The organism is Jiangella aurantiaca, assembly GCF_004349105.1.
Classification (GTDB): Bacteria; Actinomycetota; Actinomycetes; order Jiangellales; family Jiangellaceae; genus Jiangella; species Jiangella aurantiaca.
Genome location: NZ_SMLB01000006.1, coordinates 209029 through 219595 on the forward strand (window position 1 = coordinate 209029; position 10567 = coordinate 219595).

The window sequence follows — 10567 nt, forward strand, 5'->3', positions numbered from 1 at the left end:
TGCCGTGAAGCCAGCGGGGTTCACCTACCACCGGCCGGCCACCGTCGACGACGCCGTCGCGGTGCTGGCCGAGGTGGGCCCTGCCGGCAAGGTGCTGGCCGGCGGGCAGAGCCTGGTGCCGCTGCTGAACATGCGGCTGGCCGCGCCGGAGCACCTGGTCGACGTCAACCGGCTCTCCGACCTCGCCTACGTGCGGGCCGACGGCGACGGCGTCACCGTCGGCGCGCTGGCCCGTCACGCCGACGTCGAGCGCGACGAGGCCGCGTACGCCGTCCTGCCGCTGCTGCGCGACACGCTGCGGCACGTCGCCCACCCGACCATCCGCAACCGCGGCACGACGGTCGGCAGCATCGCGCACGCCGACCCGGCCGGCGAGCTCACCGCGGTGCTGGCGCTGCTGGCGGGGACGGTCACGCTCCGCTCGGCGGCCGGCGAGCGCACCGTCACCGCCGCCGACTTCTTCACCGGACCCATGTCCACCTGCGCCGGCGCGGCCGAGCTGGTCACGTCCGTGACGTTCCCGGTACCGGAGGGCCGTACCGGGACCGTCTGGACGGAGGTGGCCCGGCGGCACGGCGACTACGCCGTCTGCGGAACAGGAGTGGTGGTGACACTGGACGACGACCTGCGGGTCGCCGGTGCCAGAGCGGCGTACGTCTCGGTGGGGCCGGAGCCGGTGGTGCTCGACCTCACCGAGGCGGTCGCGGGGGAGATGCACGACGCCGCGGACTGGCCGGCGGCCGGACGCCTGGCCGCCGGCCGGCTGGACCCCGACGACGACATCCACGCCACGGCCGCCTACCGCACGCGCCTGGCGGAGGTGCTGACGACGCGGGCGCTGCGCGAGGCGGCCGGCCGGGCGGCGGGAGCGACGACTGCGGCCCGCCGCGAGGCGTCAGGGGGCGATCAGTGAGCCCCGCCGAGGAGCTGTACGAGGTCACGCTGGTGGTCAACGGCGTGCCGCGGTCGGCGACGGTGCCGGCCAGGCGGCTGCTGTCGGACTTCCTGCGCCACGATCTCGAGCTGACCGGCACGCACGTCGGCTGCGAGCACGGCGTCTGCGGCGCCTGCACCGTGCTGGTCGACGGCCGGCCGATCCGGTCCTGCCTGCAGTTCGCCGTCACCGTCGACGGCGCCGAGGTCACCACCGTCGAGGGCTGCACCCGCCCGGACGGCGAGCTGGGCCCCGTCCAGCAGGCGTTCCGCGACTGCCACGGCCTGCAGTGCGGCTTCTGCACGCCCGGCTTCGTCACGACCGTCACCGCGTACCTGGAGGAGAACCCGGCACCGACGACGGAGCAGGCGCGCGAGGCGATCGCCGGCAACCTGTGCCGCTGCACCGGCTACCAGAACATCGTCGCGTCGGTGCTGCGCGCGGCCGAGCTGCGGCAGACGCCGGCCGAGGAGGCGAGCCGATGACGACGAAGGCGTTCGGCGAGCCGATCGCGCGGCTGGAGGACCCGCGGCTGCTCACCGGACAGGGCCGGTTCCTCGACGACATCGGGCACCGCGCGCTGGCCGCGGCGTTCGTCCGCAGCCCACACGCGCACGCCCGCATCGCCGCCATCGACGTCACCGACGCGGTCGGCGTCGACGGGCTGGTGGCGATCTACACCCACGACGACCTCGACGGCCGGGCCGGCGAGCCGCTGCCGCTGCTCATCCCGCACGAGGCGCTGACCCACGGCCGCACCGGGTACGCGCTGGCCAAGGACGAGGTCAACCACGTCGGCGAGCCGATCGTCATGGTCGTCGCCACCGACCGGTACGTCGCCGAGGACGTCTGCGCCCGGATCCGGGTCGAGTACGAGTTCCTGCCGCCTGTGGTCGGCATCGAGGCGGCCCGTGCCGCGGAGCTGCTGGTACACGACGACGTCCCCGGCAACGTCTCGGCCCACATGGTCCAGGAGAACGGCGACGTCGACGCCGCGTTGGCCGCCGCCCCGCACGTCCTCGAGCTGGACCTCGACATCGAGCGCAGCGCGTCCACCCCGCTGGAGGGGAAGGGCGTGCACGCGCGCTGGGACGCCGACGACGCCAGCCTGCGGGTGTACACGTCCACGCAGGCGTCGACGTCGGTGCGGGCGGCGCTGGCCGCGCGGCTGGAGCTGCCGCTGGACCGCGTGGAGGTCATAGCGCCCGACGTCGGCGGCGGCTTCGGCGTGAAGATCGTGCACCCGTGGCCGGAGGAGGTCATGGTCCCCTGGGCGGCGATCCGGCTCGGCCGCGAGGTCAAGTGGACCGAGGACCGCCGCGAACACTTCGTCGGCGCCACCCATGAGCGCGGCCAGTTGCAGCACGTCAAGGTCGGGTTCGACGACGACGGCCGGCTGCTCGGCCTCGACGTCACCGTCTGGCACGACAACGGCGCCTACACGCCGTACGGCATCATCGTCCCGATCGTCACGACGACGCAGCTGCTCGGGCCGTACAAGCCGGGCGCGTACCGGGCGGAGTTCTTCAGCCTCTACACCAACACCGTCACCGTGACGCCGTACCGCGGCGCCGGCCGGCCGCAAGGCTGCTTCGCGATGGAGCGCACGATGGACGCCATCGCGGCCTACCTCGGGTTGGACCGGACGGTGGTGCGCGAGCGCAACTTCATCCGGCCCGACGAGATGCCCTACGACCACGGGCTGATCTTCCAGGACGGCCGGCCGCTGATCTACGACTCCGGCGACTACCCGGCAACGCTGGACAAGTTGAAGAAGCTGATCGGCTGGGAGGAGTTCGAGGCGTTCCGGGCCGAGGCGCGGGCGGCCGGGCGGCGGGTCGGCATCGGCATCGCCTGCTACGTCGAGGGCACCGGCGTCGGGCCCTACGAGGGCGGCTGGGTCAAGGTCGAGACCGACGGGACGGTGGTCGCGGCGACCGGACTGACCACTCAGGGCCAGGGTCACCGGACGGTGTTCGCGCAGGTCGTGGCCGAGGAGCTGGGCGTGCCCGTCGACCGTGTCACCGTCACGACCGGGGACACCCGGCGGTTCGGCTACGCCGTCGGCACGTTCGCCTCACGGGCGGCCGTCATGAGCGGCAATGCGCTGGCGTCGGCCGCCCGCAAGGTGCGTCAGAAGGCGCTGCGGGTCGCCGGCGAGGCACTGGAGGCCGACCCGCGCGACCTCGAGATCGTCGACGGCGTGGTGCGGGTGATCGGGTCGCCGTCCGGGGCACCGGGCGGGAGCATCCCGCTGGCCACGGTCGCCGTCCTCGCCAACCCGCTGCGCTACGCGTTCGACCGCGAGGCCGAGCGGGCCACCCAGTTCGGCGGCCCGGTCGACATCTCCAAGCCGCCGGTGGCCGAGGGCGACTCGCCCGGGCTGGAGGACACCGGGTTCTACTCGCCGCCGCGGTCGACCTTCGCCAACGGCATGCACGCGGCCATCGTCGAGACCGACCCCGACACCGCCGAGATCAGCATCCTTCGCTACTGCGTCGTCCACGACTGCGGCACGCTGATCAACCCGCGCATCGTCGAGGGCCAGATCCACGGCGGCGTCGCCCAGGGCGTCGGGGGAGCGCTGTACGAGCGGATGGTCTACGACGACGCCGGTCAGCTGCTGAACGCGTCGTTCATGGACTTCCTCATGCCGTACGCGACCGAGGTGCCGGTCATCGAGACCGACCACCTGGAGACGCCGTCGCCGCTGAACCCGCTCGGCATCAAGGGCGCGGGCGAGGCCGGCGTGATCCCCGGCTCCGCGGTGCTGGCGTCGGCGATCTCCGACGCCGAGGGGTTCGCGATCACCCGGATGCCGATCTCGCCGTCGGACCTGTACTCGCTCCGTCTGGAAAGGCAGCCGCGATGAAGGTGACCGGAACCGCCGTCCTGCACGCCCCGCGCGACGAGGTGTGGAAGGCGCTGAACGACCCCGCCGTCCTGGTGCGGACCATCCCCGGCTGCCACCGGCTGGAGGAGGCCGGGCCGGACCGGTACAAGATGACGGTCACCGCCGGCGTCGGCTCGATCAAGGGCACCTACGCCGGTGACGTCGCACTGCACGACCAGCAGGAGCCGGCCTCGTTCGTCATGACGGCGTCCGGCGCCGGCGCGCCGGGCACGGTGAGCGCCGACGTCCGGGTGAGGTTGACGGAGGACGGCTCCGGGACCACGCGCCTGGACTACGACGCCGACGCCATCGTCGGCGGCATGATCGGCGGCGTCGGACAGCGGATGCTCGCCGGCGTCGCGAAGAAGACGGCGGGCGAGTTCTTCGCCGCGGTGGACGACGTGCTGACGGGCGCTGCTGCGGCTCCGGCCGCCGCGGTTCCGGAGCGGGCCGCGGGGAGCAGCGCGGAGCCGCAGGTGCCTGTCGCCAGCGCTCCCGGCGTGTACGAGGCGCCGCTTCCGGCGCGCGTCTCCGCCGCCGCACCCGCCGACTTCATGCGCGGCGTCCTGGTGGGCGCGGCGGTCGCCCTGGCCGGTGTCGCCCTCGGCGGCTGGCTGGCCGGCCGTTCCCGGCCTCGTTGATCTTGGAGTAATGCGGCCATCTATCGGGCAAAGCGGACTGCAATGGCCGAACAACTCCAAGATCAACGTCGAGGGCCGGGTCGGGCCGGCGATACGCTGAACCAGGCCCATGAGGAGGTGGCGGCATGCGAGCGTTCACCGTGGCCGCGGTCCAGGTGCGGCCGCTGGCCGAGCCGCTGACCGCGCAGAGCATCAAGGCGAACATCGAGCACGCGCTCGACTATGTCGAACGCTGCGCCGGCGACACCGGCGCGGAGCTGATCGTGCTGCCTGAGTCGGTGACCACCGGCTTTACCCCGGCGCTGCCGGCCGAGGAGCTGTGGGACCTGGTCACAGACCTGCCCGGCGCGCTGGCCGAGCCGTTCCAGGAGACCGCCCGCCGGCTCGGCGTCCACCTGGCTTGGGGGACGTACGAGCGCGGGGCCGACCGTGGCGTGGTGCACAACTCCGCGGTACTGGCCGGCCCGGACGGCGAGATCGCCGGCGTCTACCGCAAGACGCATCCGTTCTGCACCGAACTGGCTTCGCGCGGCGGCTGGGTCACGCCCGGCGACGAGGTCTGCGTCGTCGACACCGGCCTCGGCCGCATCGGCATGATCATCTGCTTCGACGGCGACTACCCGGAGCTGTCGCGGATCACCGCCGTCCGCGGCGCCGAGGTGATCCTGCGCCCGTCGGCGCTGCTGCGCTCGGCCGACCTGTGGGAGCTCACCAACCGGGCCCGCGCCTACGACAACCACGTCTTCGTGGTCGGCGCCAACGCGACCGGCGTCGACCCGGCCGGCGTGCTCTACTTCGGCAACTCGATGATCGTCACCCCGATCGCCGAGGTCGTCGCGCGGGCGGCCAGCCACGAGTGCTGGGTCTCCGCCCGGCTGGACCCGGACGCGGCGCTGCGTTCCCTCACGCCGGGGTCCAGCATCGAGCAGAGCTTCGACCACCTGGCGGATCGCAACCTGGAACTGATCCGGCGGCACACCGACGAGCTCACCCGCCCGGCTGCCAGCCCCTTCCGCCCATGAGTCCGAGGATCTAGTGTGAGCTTCATCACATTTGATCTTGGGGGCATCATGGAACTCCAGCCGAGCATCGGCGTGGGCGCCGGTGACCTGCAGCACGCCGTCCGTGCGGAAACAGCGCGCATCCTCAGGGAGACGAAGGGCGACGCGCTCGCCCAGAGCAAGCTCCTCCTCGGGCGGATCCGCGACCTCGACCTGATCACCGAGGCCGAGGTCGACTCTCTCTACCGGCTGGCGGAGATCGAGCACGAGGCGGCGGCGGAGCGGACGGACGCGGGCCGGGCATACTTGGAATCGCGCGCCATCTACAACGACCTGCTCGCTCGCGGTGGGGCCAGCCCCGTCGCGCTCGTGCTGGCGTCGTCGTCGGTCGGCTCCTACACGATCACCGGGAGCCCCGACCGCTCCGGCGGCGTCGTCTTCAAGAAGAACACCGGCGCCTGGGAGAGCCGGGGGCAGAAGATCGGTGCGCTCGTCGGCGCCAACTGGGGCCCGGCGGGTGCGGCGATCGGCGGCGCCATCGGTGGTGCCGTCGGCGCCGCCGTCGACGGGTGCCTCGACTGACGCGCGATCAGCCGCGCCGGACCGGCCAGACGATCTCGGTCTCGAGCTTGGCCGGGTCGCTCACCTGGGACGGGTCGTTGAGGTAGACGTCGTACGGTGCGCCGTTCGAGGTCAGGCCCTGGGCCTCGATCCACGCCTCGACCTCGCGGTAGGCGAGGCCCAGCTCCTCGTACGGGCCGACGTGGCGGGTGAGGGCGGCCAGCCCGCCGGGCGCCCGGCGGAGGCTGAATCCGTCCGGCGCCTCGGACACCCCGGCCACCGGCACGCACGCCTCGATCGTCCAGGCGTCGTCGGCCATGTCGAGGTAGACCATGCGCGGCGGACCGTCAGGCCGCCCGCCGGCCGCCGCGATGGCCTCGTAGAGCCGGTGGTAGGCGACGGCGCTGGTCTCTGAGAGCGAATCCGGCGTCGTCGGGTACGTGGTGCCGAGGACGTCGGCGGGCGCGGTGTCGCGGGTGGTGATCTGGTAGGCCATGACGGCTCCCTTCCGGATGAAGGTCTCGACACGGTTGAGCATGTGCCGATGACGGTCGATGCGCCGTTCGAGCACCACGCGGTAGGCGTCGAGGAGGTCGCGGACGCGGTCCGGATCGGGCTCGGCCAGCACCTCCCTGATCGACGCCAGCGGCATGTCGAGCGAGCGCAGGGTGGCGATGACCCGAGCCGTCGCCGCCTGGTCCGGCCTGTAGTACCGGTAGCCGGAGTCAGGGTCGACGTAGGCGGGGCGCAGCAGACCGGTCTCGTCGTAGATCCGCAGCGCCTTGATGCTCAGCCAGCACAGCCGGGAGAACCGGCCGATCGGCAGCAGCTCGTCCATCGCCACCTCCTTTCACCCTTCGGAGCCTGGAGTCTTCCCTTGGGGACGAGTCAAGCACTCAGCGCAGCTTCGGCACGACCTCCAGCGCGAGCCGCTCGAACCGGTCGACGTCGGCGGCCAGCGGCCAGCCGACGACGAACTCGGTGAAGCCGGCCGGCGCGTACCGGTCGACCAGCTCCTCCAGCGTCGCCGGCCCGGTGAGCGCGTCGGTGGCGGCCCACAGCAGCACCGACTTGCGGATCGCCGACGGGTCGCGGCCGGCCGCGGCGGCGAACTCGTCGACCCGGCGGCTCCAGTCGGTGGCGAGCGCGACGTTGTCGTCGAGGCTCGCGTCGGGGCGGCCATTGGTGTTCCACACGTCGGCCCGCTCGGCGGCCACCCGCAACACCGTCGGCGCCTGGCCGCCGACGATGAGCGGCGGGCGCGGCCGCTGCATGGCGGCCGGGTCGGTGGGCAGGTCGCGGACGGTGTACCAGTCGCCATCGAACGTGTACGGGCCGCCGTCGCGGCGCAGCACCTCGTCGAGGACCCGGACGTACTCGGGGTAGCGGGCGACCCGCTCCTTGACCGTCCACGGCGTCGTGCCGGTGGCGTGGTGGTCGGACTCCATGATGCCGGCGCCGATGCCCAGCTCCAGCCGGCCGCCGGACAGCTGGTCGACGGTGAGCGCCTCCTTCGCCAGCACAGCCGGCGGGCGCAGGATCGGGTTGCTCACCAGCGTGCCGACCCGGACGGTCGACGTCGTCAGCGCGGCCGCGGCGGTCATCGTCCAGCCGTCCAGCCAGGGCGGCTCGGTGGCGAAGATGTTGCCGATGTGGTCGGGAAGGAACAGCTGGTCGAAGCCGAGCTCCTCGACCCGGCGGAACCGGTCGAGCAGCGTGGGCGCGCCGGCGTCGGGCAGGACCAGGACGCCGAAACGGCGGGGGTGCGTCGTCATGTCCTCGATCGTCGGCGTCACGCTTGCCGAAGATCAAGTACTGACTATATTGTCAGGTACTCACGAAAAAGTCAGTACAGGAGCGTGCGCGATGGCCCGGAACCGGCCTTACACCTGCGGACTCGACGCCGCCATCGACGTCGTCGGCGGCAAGTGGAAGGCGACCGTGTTGTGGATGCTGGAGGACCAGGGGCCGCTGCGCTTCGGCGAGCTGCGGCGGCAGATTCCGGCGGTCACCGAGAAGATGCTCATCCAGCAGTTGCGCGAACTGGAGGCCGACGGCTTGGTGCATCGCGAGGCGTACCATCAGGTGCCGCCGAAGGTCGAGTACTCGCTCACCGACTACGGCCGCACGCTCGAAGTGGCGTTGCGGCCGCTCGGTGAGTGGGGACACGCCAACATGGCCCGCATCGAGGCGACCCACGCCTGACCGCCGGCGATCACGCCATCCTCGTCCGGGCGTAGGCCGCCACGGCGTTGCGCTGATAGGCCGCCAGGCCGGGACTGATCTGGTCGAACAGTCGCCGCACCTGCTCGTCCTCGGCACAGAGCTGTCCGAGGCACGTGAACAACTCGGCCGTCGTGAGTCCATACCGTGTCGCCATCTGGTGGTACCACTCGACCTCGTCCAGCACGGTGGGGTCGTCGGCACGGGTGTCCGCGACCATGAGCCCGGCCAGGCGGACCATCCGGTCGGCCAGGTCGCGCTCCTCAGCATCGAGACCTTCGGGCCAGTTCTGCCGGTCGCCGGTGTCGGCGAGCGGCGTGGCGAACCCATCCAGCAGGCGTTCGGGTCGATTGATCCCTGGCATCTCCATCGCGCCGCCTCCTCGTGACACGCCGATCCCGTTCAGTACTTCCACCGCTGGTTCGCCCCGCCCCACCAGTCCCACTGCTGGATGGCGGCGCCGTCGGCCTCGGAGAAGCCCGCCACCTCGATGACCTTCCCGCTGTGCTTGGCGGTCAGCTTGACCTCGCCGAAGCCGTACACCTCGGGGAGGAACTTCTGGTTGTCGCCACCCCACCAGTCCCACTGGATGATGCGCGCGCCGTTGTCCGTCGACAATCCGGCGACGTCGAGCACCTTGCCGCTGTGCTTCGCCCGGATTCGGACGTAGCCGCCGCCGACCGGATCCATGGACCAGAGTTGGTTCCAGCCGCCCCACCAGGTCCACTGCTGTGCCGGTGCACCGCTGGCCGTCGAGATGCCGGTGACGTCGATGACCTTGTTGTCGGTGTGCTTGGCGAACAGCGCCCGAGCCGGTGACCGGGCGAACGTCACGGCGTACACCCACTCGTCGGCGCTGCCGTTGTGGCTGGCCGAGAAGCCCATGTGGGTGTAGTCGGGGTCCTCGATGCGCTGGCGGTGCGGTGCGCTGACGTTGATCCACCAGTTGACCGGTGCGTCGCCGTTGAGCTGCGCACCGCCCCAGTAGAGGATCTCACCGGTACGCCCGTTCTCCGGCGCCCACCCGCCGGCCGCGGCCGCGTCGGTGATGCGCTTCTGGGCGGTGGTCTGGTTGTCCGAGCTCAGGTGCGCGTCCCGGTTGGGCGTCTGGTAGATCCAGGGATTCGCCGCCATGTCGGAGGTATGGCGATTGGCCGCCTCGGACAGCCGCGCGTCCACGAACACCGGCAGACGGCCCAGTGCCGCCCGGTGCTGGTTGATGCGCTTCTGGATGCCGACCCCGGCCAGAGCGACACCACCGACGAGGTCGAAGATTCCCACAGGCATGGTCCGCCTCCCCCCAGGGCACAGGACCCACACCGCGGACGCGCGAGTCGACGTCCCCCCAACGTTGATCGACTACGTTGTCGTCGAGCATCCTCCGGCCCCGAGACGCCGTCAAGACCCATCGCCGCCGCGGAACGCGCTGAGCAGCGCCGACAGCGCGACCAGCAGCGCGACCACACGAATCGCGCCGGCGAGCGCGTACGGCGCCCGCAGCCCGAACGCGTGCGCGACGACACCGCCGAGCAGCGCCCCGAACGGGATGAAGCCCCACCCCACCAGCCGGTGGACACCCATCACCCGGCCCAGCAGCTCGGCCGGCACCAGGCGCTGCCGCAGGCCGATGCTCACCAGGTTCCACAGCGTGACGCCGAGCCCAGTGATCGCCAGCAGTGCCCCGAGCACGACGGCGTCAGGGCTCAGGCCCATCGCGGCCACGGCGCCGGCGTTCACGGCCAGGGCGGTGAGTAGCACAGCCCGGTCGCCGAGCCGGCGCAGCAGCCACGGACCGGCCACGCCGCCGGCCAGACTGCCGATCGCCGCGGTCGCCAGCAGCACGCCGAACCCGCGCGCCGACACGCCCAGCTCCTCCGTCGCCAGCAGCACGAGCGTCGCGTTGCCGAGCTGGAAGCAGAACGTGTTCACCGCGGCCAGCAGCGTCAGCGTGCGCAGCAGCCGGTGCGCGGCCAGCCAGCGCAGCCCGGCCCCGATCTCGGACCGCAGCGACGACGGCGCATGCCGCGGCTCCGCCCGGCCCGCCGAGGGTGCCCGCCGGACCAGCGTCGCCAGCAGCGCCGCCGCGACCGCCAGCACGACCGCGTCGGCGCCGAACGGCAGCCCGACGGCGACGGCGAACAGCAGGCTGCCCGCCGGCGGGCCGATGAACTGCTGCCCGGCGACCACGACGGTCTGCTGGTAACCGTTGGCCGACGGCAGCCGGTCCGGCCCGGCCAGCGACGGCAGCAGCGCCTGCGCCGCCGTCCCGGCCACCACCTGGCACGCGCCCAGCCCGAACGCGAGCGCCGCCAGC

At 72.2% G+C, this 10567-nt stretch carries 12 protein-coding genes; 7 read left to right on the forward strand and 5 right to left on the reverse strand.

Annotated elements, in window-relative coordinates:
• Positions 1–4: 4 nt before the first annotated feature.
• From E1262_RS07110 to E1262_RS07135, 6 genes are all read left to right on the forward strand, one after another.
• Complete coding sequence (locus E1262_RS07110; protein WP_132102425.1) at positions 5–913, forward strand: FAD binding domain-containing protein; 909 nt, start codon at positions 5–7, stop codon at positions 911–913.
• Entirely contained in the window at positions 910–1419 is a 510-nt protein-coding gene (locus E1262_RS07115; protein ID WP_132102426.1) for a (2Fe-2S)-binding protein, read from the forward strand. Before E1262_RS07110 ends, E1262_RS07115 begins: the two co-directional genes overlap by 4 nt.
• Positions 1416–3806, forward strand: coding sequence for an aerobic carbon-monoxide dehydrogenase large subunit (cutA, locus tag E1262_RS07120; RefSeq protein ID WP_132102427.1), 2391 nt, complete (start codon positions 1416–1418; stop codon positions 3804–3806). The genes E1262_RS07115 and cutA overlap by 4 nt, the downstream gene beginning before the upstream one ends.
• The gene (locus tag E1262_RS07125; RefSeq protein WP_132102428.1) at positions 3803–4468 is read left to right on the forward strand and encodes an SRPBCC family protein; all 666 of its coding nucleotides are present in this window, start codon (positions 3803–3805) and stop codon (positions 4466–4468) included. The genes cutA and E1262_RS07125 overlap by 4 nt, the downstream gene beginning before the upstream one ends.
• 125 nt (positions 4469–4593) lie before the next feature.
• Entirely contained in the window at positions 4594–5490 is an 897-nt protein-coding gene (locus E1262_RS07130; RefSeq protein ID WP_132102429.1) for a carbon-nitrogen hydrolase family protein, read from the forward strand.
• A gap of 15 nt (positions 5491–5505) precedes the next feature.
• A complete protein-coding gene (locus tag E1262_RS07135) occupies positions 5506–6051 on the forward strand; it encodes a hypothetical protein (RefSeq protein ID WP_132102430.1) in 546 nt (181 codons plus the stop codon).
• A gap of 7 nt (positions 6052–6058) precedes the next feature.
• Here the strand turns inward: E1262_RS07135 and E1262_RS07140 are convergent, their stop codons facing one another.
• Together E1262_RS07140 and E1262_RS07145 are read right to left on the reverse strand one after the other, a co-directional pair.
• Positions 6059–6868: a MerR family transcriptional regulator gene (locus tag E1262_RS07140; RefSeq protein ID WP_132102431.1), complete on the reverse strand. Its 810-nt coding sequence runs from the start codon at positions 6866–6868 to the stop codon at positions 6059–6061.
• A gap of 58 nt (positions 6869–6926) precedes the next feature.
• Positions 6927–7805: an LLM class flavin-dependent oxidoreductase gene (locus E1262_RS07145; RefSeq protein ID WP_132102432.1), complete on the reverse strand. Its 879-nt coding sequence runs from the start codon at positions 7803–7805 to the stop codon at positions 6927–6929.
• Positions 7806–7896: 91 nt separating this feature from the next.
• On the opposite strand from E1262_RS07145, the gene E1262_RS07150 reads away from it, so the two are divergent.
• A complete protein-coding gene (locus tag E1262_RS07150; protein ID WP_132102460.1) occupies positions 7897–8235 on the forward strand; it encodes a winged helix-turn-helix transcriptional regulator in 339 nt (112 codons plus the stop codon).
• A 10-nt stretch (positions 8236–8245) separates the two neighbouring features.
• Here the strand turns inward: E1262_RS07150 and E1262_RS07155 are convergent, their stop codons facing one another.
• The 3 genes from E1262_RS07155 to E1262_RS07165 all read right to left on the reverse strand — a co-directional run.
• On the reverse strand, positions 8246–8623 hold the full coding sequence (locus E1262_RS07155; RefSeq protein WP_132102433.1) for a TipAS antibiotic-recognition domain-containing protein: 378 nt from the start codon (positions 8621–8623) through the stop codon (positions 8246–8248).
• Positions 8624–8655: 32 nt separating this feature from the next.
• On the reverse strand, positions 8656–9540 hold the full coding sequence (locus tag E1262_RS30815) for an RICIN domain-containing protein (RefSeq protein WP_132102434.1): 885 nt from the start codon (positions 9538–9540) through the stop codon (positions 8656–8658).
• Positions 9541–9651: 111 nt separating this feature from the next.
• The coding region (locus E1262_RS07165; RefSeq protein WP_132102435.1) for an MFS transporter at positions 9652–10567 on the reverse strand (916 nt) is incomplete at its 5' end.